Raw genomic sequence first — 23,518 nt, forward strand, 5'->3', positions numbered from 1 at the left:
CACTATGAACTATCGCGCATGGCCGATTTGTGAACAATTCGAATGATACGCCTGGACCTCATCGCCCGCCTTCCCCAGGGCGAGCAGGCTTCTTTCTTGCCCCGGCGGGACGATCCGGCGCTCGGCGGCGGGCCGTCCCCGCCGCTGTCCGACGCCGGCAGGGGGCGAGCCCCGGCCGGCGCGCGGCGCGGCTCAGGCGAAGAGTTCTGGCTTTTCGAGGCGCAGCACGGCGGCGCGGCGATGGCCCTCCAGGCCCTCGCTGGCGCTCTGGCGCACCGCCGGGGGCGCGACGGCCGAAACGCCCTCGTCCTCCAGCCACTGATGGGTGGCGATCTTCACATAGGAGCCGACCCAGAGCCCGCCGGTATAGCGCCCGGCGCCCATCGTCGGCAGGGTGTGATTGGTGCCGCAGCACTTGTCGGAATAGACGACGCTCGCCTTCGTGCCGATGAACAGCGAGCCGTAGCCGGTGAGCCTGGCGGCGAGCGCCTTGGCGTCGCGCGTGTGGACCTGGAGATGCTCGGCGGCGATCCAGTCGGAATAGGCGATCATGTCCGCCTCGCTCGCGCAGACCGTCACCTCGCCCTGCCGCTCCCAGGCGACGCGCGCCACATTGGCGGTGGCGAGCGTCTCCAGCTGGCGCTCGACCTCGGCGATCACCGCCTCGGCGAGCGGGCGGTGCGTGGTGATCAGCCCGACGCGGGTATGGATGTCGTGCTCGGCCTGGGCGAGGAGGTCGGTCGCGATGACCTCCGCGTTGCCGGTCTCGTCGGCGAGCGTGTAGATCTCGCTCGGCCCCGCCAGCTGGTCGATGCCGACCGGGCCGAAGACCTGGCGCTTCGCCTCGTTCACATAGGCATTGCCCGGCCCGAAGATCTTGTGGACGGCGGGAATCGTCTCGGTGCCGTAGGCCATGGCGCCGATCGCCTGCGCGCCGCCGACGCGGAAGATGCGGTCGGCGCCGGAGAGATGGCAGCCGGCGATCATCGCCGGGGCCGCCGTCGGCGGCAGGCAGGCGATCACCTCGGCGCAGCCCGCGACCTTGGCCGGCACGATCGTCATGATCGGCGCCGAGAGCAGCGGATAGCGCCCGCCCGGCACATAGGCGCCGACCCTCTGCACCGGGATGACGCGATGGCCGAGATGGAGGCCCGGCCGGAGCTCGATCTCCAAGGGCAGGATGGTCTTGAACTGCGCCTCGGCGAAGGCGCGGACATTGGCGATGGCGAATTCGGTATCGGCGCGGGTCTGCGGGTCGAGCTCGGCGACGGCCCGCTCCCGCTCCTCCGGCGTCACTTCCAGGATCTCGGGCTCGATCTTGTCGAAGGCCTTGGAATAGCGCCGCACCGCCGCGTCGCCCTCGTGGCGGATCGCGGCCAGCACCTCGGCCACGGTGCCGGAGACGCTCGTTTCCGTCGCCTTGTCCGCGACGGGGGCCTTCACGAAGGTGAGTCGCGCGCGCAGCGCCTCGATCTCGGGTGTCATGTCGTCGCCTTTGCCGGAGTTTGAGGCAGAACGCTCGCAGAGGACGCAGCGCCCGACAATGGCGCCTGACGCCCGCGTTCATTATTCTCGCCAGGCCGATCGGATCTTGTCCAAGCGAAGGAAATGCCCATGCCCGCCATCGGAGCCGCCATCCGCGAGCTGCGCCGCCGCCGCCAGCTCAGCACGCGCGAGCTCGCCATCCGCTCCGGCATCGCCCATTCCACCATCTCGCTCCTGGAGCGCGACCGCATGAGCCCGTCGATCGACACGCTCAGCGCCATTCTCGAAGCCATGGGCTCGACGCTCACCGGCTTCTTCTCGGAGGTCGGCGACCGCATTCCGCATTCGCCCTTTTACCGGGCGGAGGAGCTGACGGAGATCGGCCGGGCGGACGGCATCTCCTATCGGATGATCGGCATCAACCATCCCAACCGCCAGCTCCTGATGCTGCGCGAGACCTATCGGCCGGGCGCCGACACGGGCGAGGCCTTCTCGCACAAGGCGCAGGAGGCGGGCATCGTGACGAAGGGCGCGGTGGAGGTGAGCGTCGGCACCGAGACGCGGCTTCTGGCCGAGGGAGACGCATACTATTTCAGCAGCGAGATGCCGCATCGCTTCCGCAATATCGGGCGGGACACGGCCGAACTCGTCAGCGCCATCACCCCGCCCACCTATTGACAGGGGGATAGGCCGGTAATTTTACTGAACACACGCGCCAAGCCATTTGTATGGCTGCATATTCATGCTTCAGTTTCGAACCGTTCAATTGGGGAGAAGCGCCATGTCTGGAACCGGAATTCGTCGATTGATCGGCGGCCTCGTCGCCGCCACCCTTATGGCAGCCGGTCCGGCCGCGGCGCGCGATCTCACCGTCGTCTCCTGGGGCGGCAACTATCAGGACGCCCAGCGCACCATCTATTTCAAGCCCTTCGCCGAGAAGACCGGCAAGCCGCTCCTGGAGGAGTCCTGGGACGGCGGCTACGGCGTCCTTTCCGCCAAGATGCAGGCCGGCACCCCGAACTGGGACGTCGTGCAGGTGGAGGCTGAGGAACTGGCGCTCGGCTGCGCCGACGGCATCTACGAGCCGGTCGACTGGTCGAAGCTCGGCGGCAAGGAGGGCTTCATCCCCTCCGCCGTCAGCGATTGCGGCGTCGGCGCCATCGTCTGGACGACCGGCCTCGGCTATGACGCGAACAAGCTGAAGACCGCGCCGACGAGCTGGGCCGACTTCTTCGACACGACGAAGTTCCCCGGCAAGCGCGCCCTGCGCAAGGGCCCGAAATATGCGCTCGAATTCGCCCTCATCGCCGACGGCGTCGCGCCGAAGGACGTCTACAAGGAGCTCGCGACGCCCGCCGGCGTCGACCGCGCCTTCAAGAAGCTCGACACGATCAAGAAGGACCTCGTCTGGTGGGAAGCCGGCGCGCAGCCGATCCAGCTTCTCGCCTCCGGCGAGGTGGTGATGACCTCGGCCTATAACGGCCGCCTCGCCGGCATCAACAAGTCGGAGGGCAAGAACTTCCAGATCGTCTGGCCGGGCTCGATCTATGCCGTCGACAGCTGGGTCGTCCTCAAGGGCTCGCCCAATAAGGACGCCGCCTTCGACTTCATCCAGTTCGCCAGCGCGCCGGCCAACCAGTCGAAGCTGCCCGACTACATCGCCTACGGCCTGCCCAACAAGGCGGCCGGCGAGATGCTGAAGCCCGAGGTCGCCGCCCAGCTGCCGACCGCCCCGGCCAATCTCGAAAGCGCCATCCCGCTCGACACCGATTTCTGGGTCGACAATATCGAGGCGCTGAACACGCGCTTCAACGCCTGGATCGCGCAGTAATCCGAACGGCCGAGCGAGGCCGGCGCCCGCCGCCGGCCTCGGACCCCACCATGGACGATTCCAAGGGCTCGATGCGGAACTTCATCCACTTCCATGACGTCTCGAAGTCCTTCGGCATCACGAAGGTGGTCGAGAATCTCGAACTCGAAGTGGAGAAGGGCGAGTTCCTGTCGCTGCTCGGGCCGTCCGGTTCCGGCAAGACGACGATCCTGATGATGCTGGCCGGCTTCGAGGAGACGAGCGCCGGCACGATCCTTCTCGACGGCGAGCGCATCCAGGAACTGCCGCCGCACAAGCGCGGCATCGGCGTCGTCTTCCAGAACTACGCGCTGTTTCCGCATATGACGATCGCCGAGAACGTCGCCTTTCCGCTGCGCATGCGCCGGCTCGGCCGGGCCGAGATCGACAGCCGCGTCAAGCGCGCGCTGGAGCGCGTGCGCCTCGGCGCTCTCGCCGACCGCCGGCCGGACCAGCTTTCCGGCGGCCAGCAGCAGCGCGTCGCGCTGACGCGGGCCCTCGTCTTCGAGCCGAAGGTCGTCCTGATGGACGAGCCGCTCGGCGCGCTCGACAAGCAGCTGCGCGAGGAGATGCAGCTCGAGATCCGCGAACTGCACCGCCGGCTCGGCCTCACCATCGTCTTCGTCACGCACGACCAGAGCGAGGCGCTGACCATGTCGAACCGCATCGCGATCTTCGACAAGGGCAAGATCTCGCAGATCGGCACGGCGGCGGAGGTCTACGATCATCCGCAGAACAGCTTCGTCGCCCAGTTCATCGGCGAGACCAATCTTCTTCCCGCCACCGTCGCCGGCACCGAGGGCGGCGCGCTCGTCCTCGATCTCGGCGAGGGCGCGCGCCTGCGCGCCGCGCCGGCCGCGACGGCCGCCGCCGGGCTCGGGACCGGCGCCCGCGTCATGGTCTCGATCCGGCCGGAGCGGCTGCATCTCGATCCGGAGGCCGGCGAGGGCCGGGTCGCGGCGAGCATCGACGATGTCGTCTACCAGGGCGACCATCTGCGGCTGCACCTGTCGCGCGGGGATCTGAGGCTCGTCGCGCGCTGCGAGCGCCGCAGCGCCGCGCCGGCCGTCGGCGCGCCCGTCCATGTCTCGGTGGCGCCGGCCGATTGCGCGGTCTTTCCGGCATGAGGCGGCCGAATTCCTCCTTACGCAGCGCGGTGCTCGTCGCGCCGCTCTTCCTGTTTCTCGCCCTCTTCTTCGTCTGGCCGCTCTGGACCATGATCTCGGTCTCGATGCGCGATCCCGCCGTCGCCACCGCCCTGCCGCGCACCGCCGCCGCGCTGGCCGGCTGGAACGGCGAGGGCGTGCCGGCGCCGGAGGCCCAGGCGGCGCTGGTCGAGGATCTGCGCCAGACCGCGACGATCGATCTCGGCGCCGCCGTGCGCCGCCTCAACACCGAGGTCGCCGGCTTCCGCACCCTGATGCCGAAGACGCAGCGCGCCGCGCAAGGCGCGGCGAGCGGGCCGGTGGATCTCGCGGCCGTCGACGCCCGCTGGAGCGACACGGCCTTCTGGGCCGCGATCCAGAAGGCCTCCTCCGCCTATACCGACCGCAATCTCCTCGCCGCCGCCGATCTCGGCCGCGACGAGAGCGGCGCCGTGGTCGAGTTGCCGGCGGGGAGTTCCGCCAACCGGCTGATCATCACCCGCACCTTCCTCATCGCCGGCACGATCACCCTCGCCTGCCTGGCGATCGGCCTGCCCTATGCCATGCTGATGGCGGCGACTTCCGGCTGGAAGCGCAACGCGCTGATGCTGGCCGTGCTCCTGCCGCTCTGGACCTCGCTGCTGGTGCGCACCGCCGCCTGGTTCATCCTGCTCCAGGACCAGGGCCTCATCAACCGCGCGCTGATCGGCCTCGGGCTGGTGGACGCGCCGCTGCCGCTCATCTTCAACCGCACCGGCGTCGTCGTGGCGATGACGCATGTGCTCCTGCCCTTCATGGTGCTGCCGATCTTCAGCGTGGTGAACGCCATTCCGAAGACGCTGATGCCGGCCGCCGCCTCGATGGGCGCGCCGCCCTTCGCCGCCTTCCGCCGCGTGCTCCTGCCGCTGGCGATGCCGGGCATCCTGTCCGGCGCGCTCCTCGTCTTCATGGTGGCGATCGGCTATTACATCACGCCCGCGCTCGTCGGCGGCCCGAACGACCAGATGATCTCCTCGATCATCGCCTTCTACGCGCTCCAGACCGCCAATTGGGGCATGGCCGGCGCGCTGGGCCTCATCCTTCTCGTGGTCACGACGCTGCTCTATCTCGTCTATGGCCGCCTGTCGCGCTCCGGCGCGCCGCTGGGAGCCTGAGCCATGCTGCGCGGCGCCCAAGCCCTGTTCGGCACGCTGGCGGTGATCTTCCTGCTCGCGCCGCTCGTCGCCATCCTGCCGCTGGCCTTCACCTCCGGCATCTTCCTCAACTATCCGATGCCCTCGGTCTCGCTGCGCTGGTTCGACGAGCTGGCGAGCGCCGAGGTCTGGCGCCTCGCGATCGTCAACAGCCTCGTCATCGGCCTCGGCGCGACGGTCCTGTCGGTGGTGCTCGGCACGCTGGCCGCGCTCGGCCTGCGCAACAACCTGATGCCCTTTCCGAACGTCATCCGCACCTTCTTCCTCCTGCCGATGGTGGTGCCGGCCGTGGTGCTCGGCGTCGGCCTCCAGATCTCGCTGTCGCGCCTCGGCCTCACCAGCAGCTATGCCGGCGTGATCCTCGCCCATACGGTGCTCTGCGTGCCCTTCGTCGTCGTCAGCGTCTCGACGGCGCTCCAGGGCATCGACCGGCGGGTGGAGCGGGCGGCGGCCAGCCTCGGCGCCTCGCCCGCCACCGTCTTCCGGCGCGTGACGCTTCCGCTCGCCATGCCCGGCATGGTCACCGGCGCCGTCTTCGCCTTCGCCACCTCGCTGGACGAGGTGGTGCTGACGCTCTTCGTCGCAGGCCCGAACCAGCGCACGCTCGCCCGGCAGATGTTCTCCTCCATCCGCGAGAATATCAGCCCGGCGATCGCCGCCGCCGCCTTTCTGCTGATTCTCGGCACGCTTCTCCTCGCCGGTCTCGCCGGGCTGATGAACCGGCGCCGCCGCGTTCAGCGCCCTTCGGCCTGAGCGCGGCGCGGCGCCCCGTCCGCCATGATCGCCGCGACCCTGTTGGTGGCGCCGCCGAAAAATGCGATAGCTGCCCGCATCGAACCGATGGCGCGAACACGCAAGCATCCGTGATGCCCCAATCGCCGACTGACAGCCCGCTCGGACGGATCGACCTCTTCGGTCGCCCGACGGCTCTCGTCGGCGGGTCGCCGGTCGTCTTCCCGGAAAAGGCCTTCATGCTGGTCGCCCTTCTCGCCTTCGCGGCGGGGCGCGATCTCGACCGCGCGAGCGCGCGCGAACTCCTCTGGGAGGAGGTGCCGCCCGCCCGCCGCGCCGGCAATCTGCGCCAGCTCCTCCTGCGCCTCGGCCAGCTCGAACCCGGCTCACCCGTCCGCGTGACGCCGGAGGGCGGCCTGCGGCTGGCGGAGGACCGGTGGCGCGTCGATGCCGTCGCGCTCCTGTCCGGCGCGGTGGCCCCCGGCGCCGTCGATGGCCGGCCGCTGCTGGAGGGCGTCGCCGCCAAGGGCGATCAGTTCGAGGACTGGCTGCGCTGGGCGAGCCGCCGCGCCAACGAGCAGCGCGGCGCGGCCCTGCGCGCGGCCCTGGACGCGGCGGCGCTCGATCCCGCCGCCCGGCTCGACATCGCCGAGAGGCTGCTCGCCCTGGAGCCGCTGGACGAAACCGGCCACCGCCATCGCCTGACCGCCCATGCCGAGGCCGGCGACCTGGCGGCGGCGCGGCGCGCCTGGCTGGATTGCCGCGCCCGGCTGCGCGACGAACTCGGCATCGAGCCCTCGCCCGACATCCAGGCGCTCGCCGCCCGGCTCGGCCTCGAAGGGGCGGCCGTCCCGCCGTCGGCGTCGGTCGCCGCCTTATCGGACGCGCCGGAGCGCGGCGACCGGCTGGGCATTCCGACCGTCATCGTCATGCCGCCGGCGCTCCTGCCGGGCAACGAGCTCCTGGACCGCTTCGGCCTCGTGCTCCTGGAGGAGATCACGCTCGGCCTCAGCCAGTTCGGCTCCTTCCGGGTGATCGCCGCCCATACGAGCTGGCAGCTGGCGCGGCGGGCGCCGGGCTCCCCGGCGCTCGGGCCTGCGCCGTTCGGCGAGGCGCCGCGCCCCGACTATGCCGTCACCGTCGGCATCCGCAGTTCCGGCGAGCCGCTGAACGCCTCCTGCCGGCTGACCAAGCTCTCGACCGGCGAGGTGCTCTGGGCCGTCGATCTGGAGATCTCCGCCGCCAATCTCCAGGCCTCGCTGACGGACATCGTGCGCCGCACGGTCGGCAGCCTCGCCGCGCTGATCGAGCGGGCGGAGGGCCGGCTGTCGCTCGCCGAGGCCGGCGCCACCGGCTATCGCCTCTATCTCGAAGGCAAGCGCTCGATCGGCGCGACCGGACTGGAGCCGCTGCGCGCCGCCCGCAAGTGGTTCCGTCTGGCGGTGAAGCGCTGCGACGAGTTCTCGGCGGCGCTGGCCGGCCTGTCGCGCACGCTCAGCATGGAATGGCTGGTCCGGGGCATGACGGATCGCGAGCTCCTGACGGACGCGCTCCAGGCCGCGCAGCGCGCCGAGGCCTGCGATCCCGGCAGCGGCCGGGCGCTGCGCGAGCTCGGCTTCGCCAATCTCTATCTGCGCCGGCACGACGACAGCCTCGCCTGTTTCGCCGCCGCCCGCGCCAGAGCGCCGAACGATGCCGATCTCCTCGCCGACTATGCCGATGCCGTGATGCATGACGGGCAGCCCGAACGGGCGCTGGAGCTCATGCGCGCGGCGAAGGCGCTCAACCCGCTCGGCCCCGATTACTATCGCTGGATCGAAGCCAGCATTCTCTATCGGCTCGAGGATTACGACGGGGCCGTCGCCGTGCTCCAGCCGATCGCCGACCGCCCGTCGACGGCGCGCCTTCTCGCCGCCACCTGCGCCATGGCGGGCGATCTGACCGCGGCCCGGGGCCATGCCGCGCGCGTCCGCGAGAACTATCCGGCCTTCCGCGTCGACGATGTCTGGCAGATCATCCCGGACCGCCGTCCGGCCGACTTGCGCCAGTTCGCCGCCGGGCTGCGCGGCGCCGGTCTCGACTGACCGCAGCACCGCCCGGCGGCGGTTTGACGCCCGTGTGACGCCCCTTGCGGAAGACTGCCTCCCGTCATCGAAACGGGAAGCATCGCCATGCAGGATCAGAAGACTCTCGGCCAGCCGACCTCGAACCGCCGTCCGCTGGAGCTGCGCTTCGGCAAGGAGGCCGCCGCCCTTCTCGCCGGCGGCGCGACGATGCCGGCCGCCAACGCCATGAGCGACGTGTCGCAAGCGATGCTGTTCCGCTGAAGGCGCGGCCGGTGACCGCGCGCGACGGCAAGACCCTGCTGGACCATCTGGCGACGGATCTTTCCGGGGATACGGCCCCGATCGGGCCGTATCACGACCGGGCGCGCCCGCCGGCCGAGACGCTCTCCGCGATGCGCGCGCTCCTGCCGGATCTCGGCATCACGCGCATCGGCCTCCTGACCGGGCTCGACGTCATCGGCATTCCCGTCGCCTTCGCGACGCGGCCGAACAGCCACAGCCTGTCCGTCTTCCAGGGCAAGGGCCTCGATATCGACGCCGCGATGACCTCGGCGGCGATGGAGGCCTTCGAGACCGCCGTCGCCGAGCGCCAGCCGGCGGATCTCGTGAACGAATCGCTGGCGAGCGCCCAGCGGAGTGGATCGCGCCTCCTCGATCTCGAGCGCACCGCGCGCTGCGTGCCGGAGGCGATCGAGCCGGCGCGCGCCATGCCCTGGATCGAGGGCCTCGACCTCGCGAGCGGCGAGAGGGTGCGCGTGCCCTGGTGGCTCGCCGGTCTCGACCATCGCGAGCCGCGCCCGTCCGGCTTCGAGCAGTCGAGCGACGGCCTCGCCTCCGGCAACACGCTGGTGGAAGCGACCTTCCACGGCCTTTGCGAATTGATCGAGCGCGACGCCTGGACGCTGATGCTGCTCCGCTCCAACGAGGCGCTGGCGGCGCTGCGGGTCGATCCGCGCTCGCTCGGCGACGCGGTTCTCGACACGCTGGTCGATCGCATCGAGCGCGCCGGCTTCGACCTTTTCCTCGCCGACATGAGCTCCGATCTAGCTGTGCCCGCCTATGCCGCCGTCCTGGTGCCGCGCGCCCTGCCGCGCGCCTGCGACGTCGCCTGGTCGCAGATCTGCGGCGGCTATGGCTGCCATCCGCTGCCGGCCCGCGCCGCGATCCGCGCCGTCACCGAGGCGGCCCAGACGCGGCTGACGCTGATCGCCGGCTCGCGCGACGATCTCACCCCCCGCCAATATCGTCCTTCGGGGACGGGAGGTTCTTCGTTGGCCGAGACGCTGGCGCTCATCGGCGCCCCGCGCCGGCCGGCCTGCCGCGCGCCCTTCGGCGGCGCGGGAGACACGATCCAGGCCCGGCTGCGGGCCATGGTGGCGCGGCTCGGCGCCGCCGGGCTCGGCGAGGTGGTGGTGGTGCCGATCGCCCGGCATGCGAGCGGGGCGGCCGTCGTCCGCGTCCTCGTGCCGGGCCTCGAAGTCGGGCTGGACGGGCGCAACGTGCAGCTGGGCATCCGCGCCGCCCGGCAGATCATGAAGGTGGCGGCATGAAGGTCCTGTTCGTCGGCCCGAGCCTCCATGGACAGCGCGCCGAACTGCGGCGCTGCCATCCCGATCTCGACCTGCGCGGCCCGGCGGCGCGCGGCGACATCGTCGCGGCGGTGGAGGACGGCGCGACGGCGATCGGCCTCGTCGACGGCTGTTTCGGCGACGTTCCGGCCGTCTGGCACAAGGAGATCCTCTATGCGCTGGCCGGCCGCGTTGCGGTGGGCGGCGGGGCCAGCATGGGAGCGCTGCGCGCCGCCGAATGCGGAAGCTTCGGCATGGTCGGGCTCGGCACGCTCTTCCAGGACTATGCGAGCGGGCGCCTGATGGACGACGAGGCGGTGGCCGTGGCGCACGGGCCGGCGGAGCTCGACTTCATGCCCCTCTCGGTGCCCTGGGTGAATTTCGAGGCGACCGTGCTGAACGCCAAAGCCACTGGCCGGCTCGCGCGCCGCGAGGCCGAGCTGCTGATCCTGGCCGGCCGGCATCTCCATTTCTCGGAACGGACCTTCCGCGCCGCGACGGCGCTCTGCTCCGGCCTTGCCGACGCGCGGAAAGCCGTGATTCGGCAAGAGCTTGCCGCGGGGCTGGTCGATCGCAAGCGCCAGGACGCCTGGCAGGTGATCGATTGGCTGGCCACCATTTCAGCGCCCGGCCGCGCCCCGTCCTGGCAGCTCGCCCGCACCAGTCATTTCCTGGCGCTCCAGGAGGATCGACCCAGTCCGCCATGAGACGACACGGCGCCGCATCGCGATCTGGCCTCATGTTTCACCGGACGTCGATGCAACGCCGAACAAGAGACGACCATATCCATCCTTTTAAGCCATCGAACCCGATCCCGAAATCGCTCCATTTACAATGAAGAACTTATTCGGTCCCGATATCGCCAGCGTCCTTTACCTCGCCTACGCGCTTCCGCAACTACGGGAAGTGTCGAAGGAAGCGGCCGACCTCTTGGAGGCGACGATCCTGGAATGCGCCGTATCCCTCTCCGGCAGCCAGAATCACCCCGAAGAGCAACTGGACCTTGCAACCTTCCTTAGCTACGCTCTTCGGGATGTGGAGACCATCACGCCGGTCGGCGTGAACCTGCTCAGGCAGGCGATCGGCTCTCTGGGTAGCGTGAGGCACGATGGCGTCGAGAGGCAGAGCTTCCTCCATTGATCAGGAGATCGGAACGCGCTTGCGGCGGATCCGGCTGGAGCGGCAGCTGACGCAGGAGCAGCTCGGCGAGCTGATCGGCGTGTCCTATCAGCAGGTCCAGAAATACGAGACCGGCGCCAACCGCGTCGCCGCCGGCAAGCTCTGGCTCATCGCCCGCGTCCTCGATTGCGGCCTCCTCGAATTCATGCCGGACGACAGCTTCGAGCCGGCGCGCGAGGAGCGGCCGGACGGCCATTCGAAGGGCCATCTCGGCCTCTGAGGCCGGCGGCCTTCGTCACCGGCGATCCAGCCTTCCGACCACCGTTCGGTTCGTCATCCCGGCCTTCGAGCCGGGATCCATGCCTCGGCGAATCCACCGCGCGAAGTCGGGCCTTGCTGTCCTTCCCTCACGCTTCATGCCTGGCCCGACCGGCTTGACATGGATCCCGGCTCGAAGGCCGGGATGACGAAGCGGACAAGCGGGCGCCCGCCCGCCGGGCTTCTCGGCAGCAGACCGGACCCTCGATCGATCGGGCCGCCGCGCCGTCAGGCGTGCGGCGGCAGGGCCATTCCGTCGCGGCGGGTGGCGAGATTGTCCTTGAGGCGGTGCCAGCGCAGCGAGAGCTGCGGGCCGAAGCGCATGTAGAAGGGTGCCTCGCGCAGGGGCTCGACCTTCAGGGCGAGATCGGCTTCCGGCACGCCCAGCGCCCATTCCGACAGGATCGAGCCGAGCATCGAGCCGGTGGGCACGCCGCGCCCCGACAGGCCGGTCAGCGCGACGACGCCGGGCGCGAGGCCGTAGAGGCGCGGCACCGTCTTCACCTGCATGTCGAGCTCCCCGAACCAGAGATAGTCCCAGCGGATCGTCTCGCGGATCTCGGGGTGGAGCCAGGTCAGCCGGTCGGTCATCACCTGCTTCGTATAGGCGAGGTCGCGGCCGCGCCGGCCCATCGGAAACATCGAGGCGACGATGCGGCCATGCGCGTCGTATTTGTAGACATAGATGTCGCCGCGGCCGTCATGGATCGTGGTGTTGCGCGGCAGGACATGGCGGCGCGTGTCCTCCGACAGGACCTGCGTCGCGGCGACGAAGACGCGCAGGATGCGGAAGCTCCGGTCGAGCTTCGGCCAGCCGCCGACCGTATAGGCGCCGGAGGCGAAGATCACTTTCTCGGCGAGGACCGAGCCCCGAGGCGTCGTCACCCGCCAGCGCCCGCCCTCGCGCGCGGCGCCTAAGACGGGCGAGCCGGTGAAGAGGCGCACACCCTCCTGCATCGCGGCGCGGGCGAGGCCGCGCGCATAGGAGAGCGGGTTGAGATGCCCGCCCTCCTCGTGCAGCCAGCCGCCGACGAAGCGGGGCGAGCCGGTGATCGCCTCCACCTCCGCCTTGTCGATCACCCGCGTCCGGGCGCCGACGGCATTGTAGCTCGCCTCCTTCTCCCGCAAGGCGCCCAGCGCGCCGGGATGGAGCGCGCCCATCACATAGCCGTTCTGCACCCATTCGCATTGGATCTGGTAGTCGCGGATCATGCCGCCGACGCGGTCGTTGGCGCGCGTCTGCCGGGCGATCAGCCGCTCGGCCCAGGGCTCGCCCAGCATGCGGCGCAGGTCGGGCAGCGAATAATGGGTGAAGGTCGGCGTGCAATGGCCGGCATTGCGGCCGGAGCCGCCGAAGCCCGCCTCTTCGGCTTCGAGGAGCACGACCTCGGCCCCCGCCTTCGCGAGTTCCAGCGCGGTGGTGAGGCCGGTATAGCCGGCGCCGACGACGCAGACATCGGCCCGCGTCTCGCCTTCGAGCGCCGTGGTCGCCGGGGCGGGTTCGGCGCTGGCGAACCAGAGCGTCGCGTCGAAGGGCGAGAAGCGGGGCGTCATCGTCATCGCGGCCCTCTCAATGCAGGTCGCTGCGCGCGTCGAGCGCGTCGCGCAGCCCGTCGCCGACGAAGTTGAAGCCGGTGACGGCGAGCGTGATGGCAAGGCCCGGCACGATGGCGAGCCAGGGCGCGCTCTGGAGATATTGCTGCGCGCCGTTCAGCATGTTGCCCCAGGAGGGGAGCGGCGGCTGGATGCCGTAGCCGAGGAAGCTGACATAGGCTTCGAGCAGGATCGCCCGCGCGACGGTGAGCGAGGCGGCGACGATGATCGGGCCGATGACGTTCGGCAGGAGCTCGCGCATCATGATCCAGGAGCTCGGCAGGCCGAGCATGCGGGCGGCGAGGATGAAGTCGCGCTCGCGCAGCGAGCGCACCTCGGCCGCGACGATCCGCGCGATCTCCATCCAGCTCGTCACCGCGATGATCAGGGTGATCGTATAGGGCCCCGGCTTGATGAAGGCGGCGAGCGCCAGCAGAAGGAAGATCGAGGGGAAGGCGAGAAAGGCGTCCACCACCCGCATCAGCACGGCGCCGAGCCAGCCGCCGCGATAGCCGGCGAGGATGCCGATCGTCGTGCCGATCAGCGTCGAGATCAGCATGGCGAAGAAGCCGACGAGCAGCGAGATGCGCCCGGCCATGAAGAGCCGCGCCGCGACGTCGCGGCCGAGCGGATCGGTGCCGAAGAGATGCGCGCCGGTGAAGGGCGGCGCGAAGCGCGCCCGGATGTCGATCTGCAACTGGTCGAAGGGCAGGAGATAGGGGCCGAAGGCGCAGGCGAGCGTCAGGACGAGGACGATCGCGAGGCCGATCATCGCCAGACGGTGGCGCAGGAAGCGCATCAGCGTCCGGTTGCGGCTGAGGCGTCCCGGTTTCGGGGCGGCGATGGCCAGCGGCGCGACGTCGCTCATGGCTCCCTCCTTCAGGCGAGACGGATGCGGGGATCGGCGAGCGCGGTCAGGAGATCGGCGAGAAGGCTGCCGATGAGGACCAGCACGGCGGAGAACATCAGAAGGCCCATCACGACCGGATAGTCGTTGTAGCCGAGACTATCGAGGAACAGCCGGCCCATGCCCGGCCAGGTGAAGACCGTCTCGGTGACGAGCGCGCCGCCGAGGATCGTCGGCAGTTGCAGGCCGGCCAGCGTGATCATCGGCAGAAGGGCGTTGCCGACGACATGCTTGAAGAGGACGCGCCGCCGCGTCAGCCCCTTGGCCCTGGCGGTGCGCACGAAGTCCTGGTGGATCACGTCCAGCGTCGCCGTCCGCATGTAGCGGCTCCAGACCGCGACATCGACGAGGGCGAGGACGGTCGCCGGCAGGACGAGATGCCAGAGATAGTCGGTGAGCGAGCCGTCGCCGATCGTGTACATGTTGCCGGCCGGAAACCATTTCAGCTTCAGCGAGAACAGGTAGATCGCGACGAGGCCGAACCAGAAGGTCGGCACCGACAGCGCCACCATGGCGCCGACCGTCGAGGCATAGTCGAAGGCGGAATGGCGGCGGATGGCGCCGGCGATGCCGATGAAGCTGCCGAGGCCGATGGCGAGCGCCGTCGAGGTGCCCATCAGGAGCAGCGTCGCCGGCAGATGGCCGAGAATGATCGACAGGACGGGCTCGCCGCCGCGGAAGGAACGGCCCCAGTCGCCCTGGAGGAGATGCCAGAGCCAGTCGGCATATTGGACGATCACCGGCCGGTCGAGGCCCATCTGCGCGGCGATCCGGTCGAGATCGGCCTTGGTGATGCCGGGCGTCAGGGCGAATTGCGACATCGGCCCGCCCGGCGCGAGAAGCAGGACGCTGTAGCCGATCAGCGAGACGAGGAAGAGCAGGACGAGACTCTGCCAGAGCCGGCCGAGCAGGAAGCGGGACATGGCGGCGTTCCCTCGAAGAAGGGGAGCGAGGCGGAACGGGCGCCAAGCGCCCGTTCCGGGTGGCAAGGCTCAGGCGGCGCGGTACCAGCTGCCGACATTCCAGGTGTCGATGCGCGTGTTGACGTTCGGCAGGAAGCCGGTGACGCCGGCCTTGCGGCCGCGCACGGTCGTGTACTGGAACAGCGGCAGCAGCGGCAGGTCGTGGCGCACGATCTCCTGGATCCTCAGGTAGGAGGCCTTGCGCTCCTCTGGCACGAAGGACTTACCGCCCTCGGCGAGCAGCCGGTCGACCTCGGGGCTGGCATATTGCCAGTTGTTCTGGCCGGAACCGCCCTTGGCATTGGTCGAGGCCGAGGCGAGATAGTCGGAGACGTCCGGGTCCGGGCCGGTGAGGAAGTCGATGCCGACGACGACGGAATCGAATTGCGACTGCATCCAGTAGTCGCCCCACATCACCGCCGGCGGCAGGTTCGAGATCTTCATCTCGACGCCGATCTCCTGGAAGGACTGCTGGAGGAACTGCTGCACCTGCTCGCGGATATGGTTGCCGGCCGTGGTGGAATTGGTGAAGGACAGGCGGACGCCGTCCTTCTCGCGGATGCCGCCGGCGCCCGGCTTCCAGCCCGCCTCGTCGAGCAGCGCCTTCGCCTTGTCGATCGAATATTCGTGCTTCGGCAGGTCGGGATTGAAGTAGAAGCTCTGCTGCGGCGTGTAGCTCTCGGTCGGCGTCGGCAGGCCGTAATAGAGCGCGTCGATGATCGACTGCTTGTCGATGGCGCTGTAGAGCGCCTGGCGCACCGCGAGGTCCTGGAACTGCGGCCGGCCCATGTTGAGCGAGAAGGATTCCACGGTCGAGCCGGGCACCAGCGAGATCTCGGTGCCAGGGAGGGTCTTCGCCTCCTCGTAATGGTCGGGCGTGATCCATTGCAGGCCGGTGACGTCGATGTCGCCGGACTTGAACTGCGTGTAGAGCACGTTGAGATCGGGAATATACTTGTAGATCAGGCGTTCCAGATAGGGACCGTCGCCGAAATAGTCCTTGTTGGCGGCGAGCTGGATATTGTCGCCGGCCGTGCGGCTCTCCCATTTGAACGGGCCGGTGCCGATCGGCGCGTTGTTGAAGGGCGCGGTGTTCTTGTCGGCGACGCCGTCGAAGGCGTGCTTGGGCACGATGAAGGTCGAGGCGAGGACGGAGGGATAGGGCGCGTAGGGCTTTTCCATCTTCCAGGTGATCTCGGTCGGCGAGACGACGGTCAGCTCGCGCACGAGATCGTGGCCGGCGCGGCGCCAGGAGCGGAAGTTCGGATCGACCAGGAGTTCGAGGGTGAACTTCACGTCCTCGGCGGTGAAGGGCTTGCCGTCGTGCCATTTCACGCCGTCGCGCAGCTTCACCTTCCAGGTCAGGCCGTCGGCGGAGATGCCGCCATTCTCGACGCTCGGCACCTCGGCGGCGAGGCCGGGATAGAACTTGCCCTCCGGGTCGACGCCGAAGAGCGGGTCAAAGACGCTGAAATGGATGCCCTCGTCCACCTCGATATGCAGGAGATGGGGGTTGAAGACCGTCGGCTCCTGGCTGAAGGCGACGACGAGCTGGCCGGTCGGGGCGGCGGGTGGCGCGGCGAGCGCCCTGTCGCGGCCGAGGAGGCCCGGCATCACGATGCCGGCGGAGCCGAGCGCCATGAGGCCGAGCGTCTGCCGGCGGTTCGGGCGGAAGGAGGGTCGATCAGCCTTGGTCATGCCATTCCCCTTTGCGAGCCAGATTGCAATCGTGATGGGCGGGCCGTGGTCAGAAGCCGCTGATGATCTCGACCTTCGAGCCGTCGAAGAAGCGCGACAGGCGGAAGGCGGCGGGATCGACCAGCGGCGGGCGATCGGTGACGAGATCGGCCATCAGCCGGCCGGCGGCCGGGCCGATGCCGAAGCCGTGGCCGGAAAAGCCGGTGGCGATGTGGAAGCCCGGCACGTCCTCGACGGGCGAGATGACCGGCACGGCGTCCGGCGTCACGTCGATATAGCCGGCCCAGGTCTGCGCCACCTCGGCCTTCTCGAAGAGCGGATAGGCGCGCTTCAGCGCCGCCAGGAACTTGTCGGCCATCGCCTTGGACGGCTTCGGATCGAGGACGCGCGCATATTCGAAAGGCGAGGCCTCGTCCATCGCCCAGCTCCGGGGAATGCGGATCTCGTCGAGGAAGCGGCCGGCCAGACGGAAATTCAGCGAGGCCCATTCCGACTTCAGCGCCGGCAGGAAGTTCCGGGCATAGCGGAAGGAGGCCGGCACGATGTCGACGATGTTCTCGTGGCCGGAGGCGACGGTGTAGCCGCCGTCGCGCCGCTTGCGGAAGGCGAAATCCTTGTGCCACAGCGCCTGGCTCGGCCCGTTCTCCAGCGGCTTGGTGCGCAGCACCGTGTTCATCACCTTCAGCTGCGGCAGGTCGATGCCGAAGCGGTTCGAGAACAGGCTCGACCAGGCGCCGCCGGCGAGCACGACCTGCGAACAGGCGATCGGCCCGCGTTCGGTGACGACGCCGGACACGCGCCCGCCGGCCGTCTCGATGCCGCGCACCGCGCATTCGGTGAGGACATGAGCGCCCTTGTCGCGCGCGGCTTCCGCGATGGCGGGCGCCGCCTTCTGCGGTTCGGCGCGCCCGTCGGTCGGCGTGTAGAGCGCGCCCTTCACGTCGAAGCGCGAGCCCGGCATCATGTCGGCGAGCTCCTGGCCCGACAGCATGCGGTGCTCGATCTGGTAGGGTTCGAGATGCCGGCCCCAGCGCTCGTGCTGCGCGAGGCTCTCCTCGTCGGCGCAGGTGAAGATGATTCCGGCCCGCGTATAGCCGGTCGGCCGGCCGATCCGCTCGTCCATCCCCTGCCAGAGACGGAGCGATTCCGCCATCAGCGGCACCTCGCGCGGATCGCGCCGCGAGATGCGCACCCAGCCCCAGTTGCGGCTCGACTGCTCGTGGCCGATGCCGCCCTTCTCGCAGAGCGCGACGGAAATGCCGCGCTCGGCGAGTTCGAGCGCCGTCGAGGTGCCGATGATGCCGCCGCCGATGACGACGACATCGACCTTCGCGGGAAGGTCCGCGTCGCCGTGGAAGGGATCGACATAGGGACCGGGCATGTCAGTAGAACTCCTCGAGCTGGCAGTTCACATGGAATTCCGCGACGCTCGCGGTGTTGGAAAGCCCGATCAGCATGGCGACGACGGCGGCGAGCTCGTCCGGATCGGTCATCGCCGCGTCCTCCCGGCCGGCGATCGGCCGGGCCATGTCGGTGGCGACGAAGCCGGGGCAGACGGCGGTGGCGCGGATGCCCCGATCGAAGCCCGCCTGCCGGATGCCGTGCGAGAGGGCGACGGCGGCGAATTTCGACATGGCGTAGAGACCGGAATCGGCCGATTTCACCCGCTTGCCGGAGAGAGAGGCGAGGATGACGACGCGCCCCCGGCCGCTGGCGGCGAGCGCCTCGAAGGCGGCCTTCGCCAGCCGGCGCGGCGCCTTGACGTTGACGGCGAGCATCGCGTCCAGCTCCTCGTCCTCCGCCGCGATCACCGATTTCGGGATCAGGATGCCGGCATTGGCGACGATCGCGTCGATCCGGCCGAAGCGCGCCAGCGCCGCCTCGACCCAGGCCTCCTCGCCGCCGGCCGCCGCGTCGTAGCGCTGGCGATGGGCCGCCGCGAGATCGGCGATCCCGGGCGCCGCGTCCGGGTCGCGCAGGCCGAGCGACAGGTCCCAGCCTTCCGCCGCGAGGCGCCGCGCGATCGAAGCGCCGATGCCGCGCGAGGCGCCCGAAACCAGCGCCACCCGTCTGTCGCTCATGCCGCCCTCCTCTTGCGGACGATCCGCCAGTAGATCCGCCGCAGCACCGCCATGGCCGCCTCGTATTCGGCGTCGTCGATCTCGGCGAAGAAGTCGCGCGAGGAGGCGACGATGCCGCGCACCTCGGCGGCCAGCGCCCGGCCCCGTTCGGTCAGGAACAGAGCCTGCGCCCGCGCGTCCTCCGCCGTCTCGCGATAGAGGAGGCCGTGCCCTTCCATGTCGTCCAGGATGCGCCCCATGGCCGAGCGGTCCTTCAGGATCACGTCGGCGATCACCGAGGGACGGATGCCGGGATGGCGCTCAACCAGGAAGAGGGTCGTGATCTTGCCGGTGCCGCGCGCGACGTCGAGCCCGTCGAGACGGCGGTCGAGATCGCGGGTGACGGCGATGTTGATCGAGCGGATGAAGAAGCTGAGCGTACCGTCGAGCACGCCGAGATCTACATCCTCCGCGCGGAGACGGGAGGCTCCGACCATGTCGACCGCTGCGCGCGCTGCATCCGCCATCGGGACCCCGGACATGCGTCGCCCATCCGCCTCCCGGTGGGAAGGCGGCGGCTCCGGCGGGCCGGAGACAGAGGCGATCGGCTTCGATGACGAGGACTATCCACCCGATAGTGGACGAACACAACTATTCTTTTGCCAAGACCGAGCCTTTTTTCGGCATCCGCGAAATCTGCTCAATCCACAGGCATGGCGGGTGCAGCCCGCCGCCGCGATGGGCAGCGGGCTTCGGCGAGCCGAGGCGTGTTGGAGGATGCCGGTGCCGCCGTCAGGCGACGGCCGTGTCCCAGTCCGTGCCCGGAATGGCCGCGATCAGCCGCTTCGTATAGTCGTGTTCCGGCGCGTGGAAGATGCGCGAGGGCGGCCCGTATTCGACCATCCGGCCGCGATGCATCACGCCCACCTCGTCGCAGAGCCGGCTCGCGACGCGCAGGTCGTGGGTGATGAAGATCATCGCGACGCCCGTCTCGCGCTGGATCCCCTCCAGAAGATCGAGGATCTGCGCCTGGATCGACACGTCGAGGGCCGAGACCGCCTCGTCGGCGACGATGAGGACCGGATCGAACATCAGGGCGCGGGCGATGCCGACGCGCTGGCGCTGGCCGCCGGAGAATTCGTGCGGGAAGCGGTCATAGGCGCCGGCGTCGAGGCCGACGCGGCGCAGGAGATCCTCCGCCTTCCGCCGCGCCTCGGCCATCGAGACGCCGTGCGCGGCGGGGCCGGCGGTCAGGATGCGCCCGATCGTCATCCGCGGGTTCAGCGAGGCGAAGGGGTCCTGGAAGATCATCTGGACATGGGGGCGCAGCCGCCGGAACTCGGCTTCCGGCATGGCGGCGACGTCGCGCCCGTCGAAATGGATCTCGCCGCCATCGGCGTCGAGCAGTTTCATCACGAGGCGGCCGAGCGTCGACTTGCCGGAGCCCGATTCGCCGACGATGCCGACCGTCCGGCCCTTGCGCACGGTGAAGGACACGTCGTCCACCGCCTTCACCTCGCGGCCGCGCCCGAAGGGCGCCCCGGCGAGCCGGTAGGTCTTGGCGAGGTGGCGCACCTCCAGCACCTTGGGGCCTTCGGGCGGCGCCGGCCGGTCGCCCGCCCGCATGCGCGGCACGGCGGCGATCAGGCGGCGCGTATAGGGATGGCTCGGCGCCTGGAGGACGGTCGCGGCCGGGCCCTCCTCGACCATCGCGCCCTTCTCCATCACGATCACCCGGTCGGCGATGTCGGCGACGACGCCGAAGTCATGGGTGATGAACATGACGCCCATGGTCTTGCGCCGCTGGAGCCGGGCGATGAGGTCGAGGATCTGGGCCTGGGTCGTCACGTCCAGCGCCGTGGTCGGCTCGTCGGCGATGAGGATCTCGGGATCGAGCGCCAGCGCCATGGCAATCATCACGCGCTGGCGCTGGCCGCCCGACAGGCGGAACGGATATTGGTGGCGCAGCGTCGCGGGCTCCGGCAGCCCGACCTCCTCCAGAAGCTCCAGGACGCGCGCCGCCCGGTCCTTCGGCGCGTGGCCAGGATGGGCGCGCAGCACCTCGTCCACCTGATCGCCGATCGTCATCAGCGGATTGAGCGCCGAAAGCGGATCCTGGAACACGATCGAGACGATCCGGCCGCGCAGCGAGCGCAACTCGCGCGCCGGGGCGGCGAGGATGTCGGTCTCCTTCAGGCGGATCGTGCCGGCCTCGATGGCGAGCGTCGGCGGCAGAAGCCCCATCACGGCATTGGCCGTGACCGACTTGCCGGAGCCGGATTCGCCGATGATGCAGAGGATCTCGCCGGCCTTGAGCTCGAAGGAGACGTCCGTCACCGCGTGACGGCGGTCCATGCCGCGCGGCAGGGCGACCGTCAGGCCGGACACGCTGAGCAGCGGAGCGGACGGGCGCGGCGGTGTGGCGGACATGGCTGACCCTCGTCGAAGCGCGGCGGCGGCGATGAGCATGGCCGCCCTCGCCCCGCCGTGCAAGCGCCGTGCCGAAGCGCGCGCCGCGCGGCCGCCCTGGCCGCGACCGAACGGCGCCGCGCGGGGCGCGTCGCGGGCCGGCTTCCCGGTTTACGCCGCTCCGCGAAAGCCCTAAGAAATGCCTCCCTACGGTTGTTTGGGGCGGCGAGACGTGGGCGCGAGCTTCTCACAGGCGGAAGACCAGGACGCGCTGCTGACCGCGCTCGCGGCTTCGGCGACGGTGCGTTCGATCCTCGACGTCGTCTGCGAGACGACGGGCATGGGCTTTGCCGCCGTGGCGCATGTCACCGCCAGCCGCTGGGTGGCCTGCCAGGTGCGCGACGACATCGCCTTCGGCCTGCCCGCCGGCGGCGAGCTGCCGGTGGCGAGCACGCTCTGCGACACGATCCGTCGCACCGGCGAGGCGATCGTCATCGACGAGGTGGCGCGCGATCCGCTCTATCGCCACCATCACACGCCGGCGCTCTACGGGCTCGAAAGTTATATCGCCTATCCGATCGTCCTGTCGGATGGGGCGCTGTTCGGCACGCTCTGCGCCATCGATCCGAAACCCCGCCAAGTAGATGTGCCGCGCATCCGCGCCATGGTCCGGCTCTTCGCCCAGCTCGTCGCGACGGAGGTGGAGCGCATCCGCGCCACCGCCGACGGAGAGGCGGCGCGCCGCCTCAACGCGTGTCTCGAAGAGCGCGTCGCGGCGGCGCTCGCCGAGAAGAAGGTCCATGCCGACATCATCGACAGCTCGACGGCGGCGGTGACGGCGCTCGGTCTCGACGGCCGCATCCTGGCGATCAACCGCGCCAATCTCACGGCCTTCGAACGCGTCTACGGCAAGCGGCCGGCGCCTGGCGACGACTTCCTGTCGCTCTTCGCGGGGGCGCCGGACCATCTCGAACAGCAGCGCGCCATCTGGGCGCGGGCGCTGGCCGGCGAAGCCTTCGCCATCGTCCAGGAATTCGGCGATCCGGGCCGCGAGCGCCGCAGCTACGAGGTGCGCTTCGCGCCGCTTCTCGACGGCGAGGGACGGCGCATCTGCGCCTCCAGCACCTCCTACGACGTGACCGACCGCGTGAAGGCGGAGGCCGAGCTGGCGGCGGCGCAGGAACAGCTGCATCAGGCTCGCAAGATGGAGGCGATGGGCCAGCTCACCGGCGGCGTCGCCCACTACTTCAACAATCTCCTGACGCCGATCGTCGGCGGGCTCGACCTCCTGCGCCGGCGCGGTCTCGGCGGCGAGCGCGAACAGCGGCTCATCGCCGCCGCCGCCCAGTCGGCCGAGCGGGCGCGGCTCCTCGTCCAGCGCCTGCTGGCCTTCGCCCGGCGCCAGCCCTTGCAGCCGAGCGCCGTCGATCTGGCGGGTCTCGTCGGCGGCATGGCCGATCTCGTGTCGAGCACGATCGGATCGCGGATCGAGCTGGCGATCGAACTGGCGGACGCCTTGCCGCCGGCCCATGCCGACGCCAACCAGCTGGAAATGGCGCTGCTCAATCTCTGCGTGAACGCACGCGACGCGATGCCGGAGGGCGGCACGCTGCGGATCGCCGCCTCGGCGGAAGCAGTCGGCGCCGGTCATGCGACCGGCCTTTCCCCCGGCGGCTATCTGCGGCTTTCCATCGCCGACACGGGCGCCGGCATGGACGCGGCGACGCTCGCCCGCGCCGTCGAGCCCTTCTTCTCGACCAAGGGCATCGGCAAGGGCACCGGGCTCGGCCTGTCCATGGTGGACGGGCTGGCGCGCCAGCTCGGCGGCATGCTGCAACTCGAAAGCCGCCTCGGCGCCGGCACCACCGCGAGCCTCTGGCTGCCGGCGAGCGGCGCCGGGACGGCCCCCGCCCCCGCGCCGGCGGATGCGGGGCTTCGGGAGGCGCGGCGCGGCGGTATCGTCCTCCTCGTGGAGGACGAGGAGCTGGTGCGCCTCAGCACCGCCGCCATGCTCGGCGAGCTCGGCTATCGCGTGGTGGAGGCGGCCTCGGCGGAGGAGGCCCTCGCCCGCCTGCGCGAGGGCCTGCGGCCCGACTGCGTCGTCACCGACCATCTGATGCCGGGCATGACGGGCGGCGAGCTGGCGCGGACGCTGGCCCTGGACCATCCGGGCCTGCCGGCGCTGATCGTCTCCGGCTATGCCGACCGCGACGATCTTGCCGCCGAATTCGCGCTGCTCAGCAAGCCCTTCCGCCGCGACGAGCTGCGCGACAGCCTCGCCGCCCTCTCCGCCTCGCGAAGCATGGCTGCAATTCTCGGTTGACGGCGCCGGCCCGGCCGTGGATCATCGCCGCATGATCGCAGCGCGCGCCCGTCTTTCGACGACTTGCCCCGTATCCGTCACCGGGTCCGGG

Annotated in this window: 21 protein-coding genes; 12 read left to right on the forward strand and 9 right to left on the reverse strand. The window is 70.0% G+C overall.

Going from position 1 to position 23,518, the window contains the following annotated elements; translation table 11 throughout:
• Nucleotides 1-192 precede the first annotated feature (192 nt).
• Complete coding sequence (gene hisD / locus IEY14_RS17360) at nucleotides 193-1,485, reverse strand: histidinol dehydrogenase (RefSeq protein WP_188910712.1); 1,293 nt, start codon at nucleotides 1,483-1,485, stop codon at nucleotides 193-195.
• Nucleotides 1,486-1,614: 129 nt separating this feature from the next.
• Here hisD and IEY14_RS17365 point away from each other — a divergent pair, with 129 nt between their 5' ends.
• From IEY14_RS17365 to IEY14_RS17415, 11 genes are all read left to right on the forward strand, one after another.
• On the forward strand, nucleotides 1,615-2,163 hold the full coding sequence (locus IEY14_RS17365; protein ID WP_244639538.1) for a cupin domain-containing protein: 549 nt from the start codon (nucleotides 1,615-1,617) through the stop codon (nucleotides 2,161-2,163).
• A gap of 103 nt (nucleotides 2,164-2,266) precedes the next feature.
• Nucleotides 2,267-3,316, forward strand: coding sequence for an ABC transporter substrate-binding protein (locus IEY14_RS17370; RefSeq protein ID WP_188910716.1), 1,050 nt, complete (start codon nucleotides 2,267-2,269; stop codon nucleotides 3,314-3,316).
• 50 nt (nucleotides 3,317-3,366) lie between these two features.
• Nucleotides 3,367-4,461, forward strand: a complete 1,095-nt coding sequence (locus tag IEY14_RS17375) for an ABC transporter ATP-binding protein (protein ID WP_373288994.1) — start codon at nucleotides 3,367-3,369, stop codon at nucleotides 4,459-4,461.
• The gene (locus IEY14_RS17380; protein ID WP_188910718.1) at nucleotides 4,458-5,633 is read left to right on the forward strand and encodes an ABC transporter permease; all 1,176 of its coding nucleotides are present in this window, start codon (nucleotides 4,458-4,460) and stop codon (nucleotides 5,631-5,633) included. Before IEY14_RS17375 ends, IEY14_RS17380 begins: the two co-directional genes overlap by 4 nt.
• 3 nt (nucleotides 5,634-5,636) lie before the next feature.
• Nucleotides 5,637-6,425 (forward strand): ABC transporter permease, encoded by a 789-nt coding sequence (locus IEY14_RS17385; protein ID WP_188910720.1) that lies wholly within the window; start codon nucleotides 5,637-5,639, stop codon nucleotides 6,423-6,425.
• 113 nt (nucleotides 6,426-6,538) lie between these two features.
• Nucleotides 6,539-8,488, forward strand: coding sequence for an AfsR/SARP family transcriptional regulator (locus IEY14_RS17390; protein WP_188910722.1), 1,950 nt, complete (start codon nucleotides 6,539-6,541; stop codon nucleotides 8,486-8,488).
• Nucleotides 8,489-8,575: 87 nt separating this feature from the next.
• Nucleotides 8,576-8,731: a hypothetical protein gene (locus IEY14_RS17395; RefSeq protein WP_188910724.1), complete on the forward strand. Its 156-nt coding sequence runs from the start codon at nucleotides 8,576-8,578 to the stop codon at nucleotides 8,729-8,731.
• Nucleotides 8,732-8,742: 11 nt separating this feature from the next.
• Complete coding sequence (locus IEY14_RS17400; protein WP_188910726.1) at nucleotides 8,743-10,020, forward strand: YcaO-like family protein; 1,278 nt, start codon at nucleotides 8,743-8,745, stop codon at nucleotides 10,018-10,020.
• Nucleotides 10,017-10,745 carry a TfuA-like protein gene (locus IEY14_RS17405; RefSeq protein WP_188910728.1) on the forward strand — a complete coding sequence of 243 codons (729 nt, stop codon included), beginning with the start codon at nucleotides 10,017-10,019 and terminating at the stop codon, nucleotides 10,743-10,745. Before IEY14_RS17400 ends, IEY14_RS17405 begins: the two co-directional genes overlap by 4 nt.
• A gap of 127 nt (nucleotides 10,746-10,872) precedes the next feature.
• On the forward strand, nucleotides 10,873-11,178 hold the full coding sequence (locus tag IEY14_RS17410) for a hypothetical protein (protein WP_188910730.1): 306 nt from the start codon (nucleotides 10,873-10,875) through the stop codon (nucleotides 11,176-11,178).
• A 19-nt stretch (nucleotides 11,179-11,197) separates the two neighbouring features.
• Entirely contained in the window at nucleotides 11,198-11,437 is a 240-nt protein-coding gene (locus tag IEY14_RS17415; protein WP_210318463.1) for a helix-turn-helix domain-containing protein, read from the forward strand.
• 266 nt (nucleotides 11,438-11,703) lie between these two features.
• Here the strand turns inward: IEY14_RS17415 and IEY14_RS17420 are convergent, their stop codons facing one another.
• The 8 genes from IEY14_RS17420 to IEY14_RS17455 all read right to left on the reverse strand — a co-directional run bounded on the left by IEY14_RS17420 (nucleotide 11,704) and on the right by IEY14_RS17455 (nucleotide 21,125).
• Nucleotides 11,704-13,029: an NAD(P)/FAD-dependent oxidoreductase gene (locus tag IEY14_RS17420; RefSeq protein WP_444542173.1), complete on the reverse strand. Its 1,326-nt coding sequence runs from the start codon at nucleotides 13,027-13,029 to the stop codon at nucleotides 11,704-11,706.
• 16 nt (nucleotides 13,030-13,045) lie between these two features.
• A complete protein-coding gene (locus IEY14_RS17425) occupies nucleotides 13,046-13,936 on the reverse strand; it encodes an ABC transporter permease (protein ID WP_188910737.1) in 891 nt (296 codons plus the stop codon).
• An 11-nt stretch (nucleotides 13,937-13,947) separates the two neighbouring features.
• A complete protein-coding gene (locus tag IEY14_RS17430; RefSeq protein WP_188910739.1) occupies nucleotides 13,948-14,898 on the reverse strand; it encodes an ABC transporter permease in 951 nt (316 codons plus the stop codon).
• A gap of 69 nt (nucleotides 14,899-14,967) precedes the next feature.
• The gene (locus IEY14_RS17435; protein ID WP_188910741.1) at nucleotides 14,968-16,635 is read right to left on the reverse strand and encodes a peptide ABC transporter substrate-binding protein; all 1,668 of its coding nucleotides are present in this window, start codon (nucleotides 16,633-16,635) and stop codon (nucleotides 14,968-14,970) included.
• Nucleotides 16,636-16,684: 49 nt separating this feature from the next.
• Nucleotides 16,685-18,016, reverse strand: a complete 1,332-nt coding sequence (locus IEY14_RS17440) for an NAD(P)/FAD-dependent oxidoreductase (protein WP_188910743.1) — start codon at nucleotides 18,014-18,016, stop codon at nucleotides 16,685-16,687.
• 1 nt (nucleotide 18,017) lies between these two features.
• The gene (locus tag IEY14_RS17445; protein WP_188910745.1) at nucleotides 18,018-18,716 is read right to left on the reverse strand and encodes an SDR family NAD(P)-dependent oxidoreductase; all 699 of its coding nucleotides are present in this window, start codon (nucleotides 18,714-18,716) and stop codon (nucleotides 18,018-18,020) included.
• The gene (locus IEY14_RS17450; RefSeq protein ID WP_244639539.1) at nucleotides 18,713-19,237 is read right to left on the reverse strand and encodes a MarR family winged helix-turn-helix transcriptional regulator; all 525 of its coding nucleotides are present in this window, start codon (nucleotides 19,235-19,237) and stop codon (nucleotides 18,713-18,715) included. The genes IEY14_RS17445 and IEY14_RS17450 overlap by 4 nt, the downstream gene beginning before the upstream one ends.
• 250 nt (nucleotides 19,238-19,487) lie before the next feature.
• The gene (locus IEY14_RS17455) at nucleotides 19,488-21,125 is read right to left on the reverse strand and encodes an ABC transporter ATP-binding protein (RefSeq protein ID WP_188910746.1); all 1,638 of its coding nucleotides are present in this window, start codon (nucleotides 21,123-21,125) and stop codon (nucleotides 19,488-19,490) included.
• A 211-nt stretch (nucleotides 21,126-21,336) separates the two neighbouring features.
• Here IEY14_RS17455 and IEY14_RS17460 point away from each other — a divergent pair, with 211 nt between their 5' ends.
• Nucleotides 21,337-23,427: an ATP-binding protein gene (locus IEY14_RS17460; RefSeq protein WP_188910747.1), complete on the forward strand. Its 2,091-nt coding sequence runs from the start codon at nucleotides 21,337-21,339 to the stop codon at nucleotides 23,425-23,427.
• Nucleotides 23,428-23,518 lie beyond the last annotated feature (91 nt).

It is taken from the genome of Aureimonas endophytica (assembly GCF_014642635.1).
GTDB classification, from domain to species: domain Bacteria; phylum Pseudomonadota; class Alphaproteobacteria; order Rhizobiales; family Rhizobiaceae; genus Plantimonas; species Plantimonas endophytica.

Bases quoted from the DNA above. Each gene is read 5' to 3' on its own strand.
- IEY14_RS17405 (WP_188910728.1), top strand. From the start codon at position 10,017: ATGAAGGTCCTGTTCGTCGGCCCGAGCCTCCATGGACAGCGCGCCGAA.
- IEY14_RS17380 (WP_188910718.1), top strand. From the start codon at position 4,458: ATGAGGCGGCCGAATTCCTCCTTACGCAGCGCGGTGCTCGTCGCGCCG.
- IEY14_RS17425 (WP_188910737.1), bottom strand. From the start codon at position 13,936: ATGAGCGACGTCGCGCCGCTGGCCATCGCCGCCCCGAAACCGGGACGC.
- IEY14_RS17375 (WP_373288994.1), top strand. From the start codon at position 3,367: ATGGACGATTCCAAGGGCTCGATGCGGAACTTCATCCACTTCCATGAC.
- IEY14_RS17455 (WP_188910746.1), bottom strand. From the start codon at position 21,125: ATGTCCGCCACACCGCCGCGCCCGTCCGCTCCGCTGCTCAGCGTGTCC.
- IEY14_RS17410 (WP_188910730.1), top strand. From the start codon at position 10,873: ATGAAGAACTTATTCGGTCCCGATATCGCCAGCGTCCTTTACCTCGCC.
- IEY14_RS17395 (WP_188910724.1), top strand. From the start codon at position 8,576: ATGCAGGATCAGAAGACTCTCGGCCAGCCGACCTCGAACCGCCGTCCG.
- IEY14_RS17430 (WP_188910739.1), bottom strand. From the start codon at position 14,898: ATGTCCCGCTTCCTGCTCGGCCGGCTCTGGCAGAGTCTCGTCCTGCTC.
- IEY14_RS17390 (WP_188910722.1), top strand. From the start codon at position 6,539: ATGCCCCAATCGCCGACTGACAGCCCGCTCGGACGGATCGACCTCTTC.
- IEY14_RS17385 (WP_188910720.1), top strand. From the start codon at position 5,637: ATGCTGCGCGGCGCCCAAGCCCTGTTCGGCACGCTGGCGGTGATCTTC.
- hisD (WP_188910712.1), bottom strand. From the start codon at position 1,485: ATGACACCCGAGATCGAGGCGCTGCGCGCGCGACTCACCTTCGTGAAG.
- IEY14_RS17420 (WP_444542173.1), bottom strand. From the start codon at position 13,029: ATGACGCCCCGCTTCTCGCCCTTCGACGCGACGCTCTGGTTCGCCAGC.
- IEY14_RS17435 (WP_188910741.1), bottom strand. From the start codon at position 16,635: ATGACCAAGGCTGATCGACCCTCCTTCCGCCCGAACCGCCGGCAGACG.
- IEY14_RS17450 (WP_244639539.1), bottom strand. From the start codon at position 19,237: ATGTCCGGGGTCCCGATGGCGGATGCAGCGCGCGCAGCGGTCGACATG.
- IEY14_RS17440 (WP_188910743.1), bottom strand. From the start codon at position 18,016: ATGCCCGGTCCCTATGTCGATCCCTTCCACGGCGACGCGGACCTTCCC.
- IEY14_RS17365 (WP_244639538.1), top strand. From the start codon at position 1,615: ATGCCCGCCATCGGAGCCGCCATCCGCGAGCTGCGCCGCCGCCGCCAG.
- IEY14_RS17445 (WP_188910745.1), bottom strand. From the start codon at position 18,716: ATGAGCGACAGACGGGTGGCGCTGGTTTCGGGCGCCTCGCGCGGCATC.
- IEY14_RS17370 (WP_188910716.1), top strand. From the start codon at position 2,267: ATGTCTGGAACCGGAATTCGTCGATTGATCGGCGGCCTCGTCGCCGCC.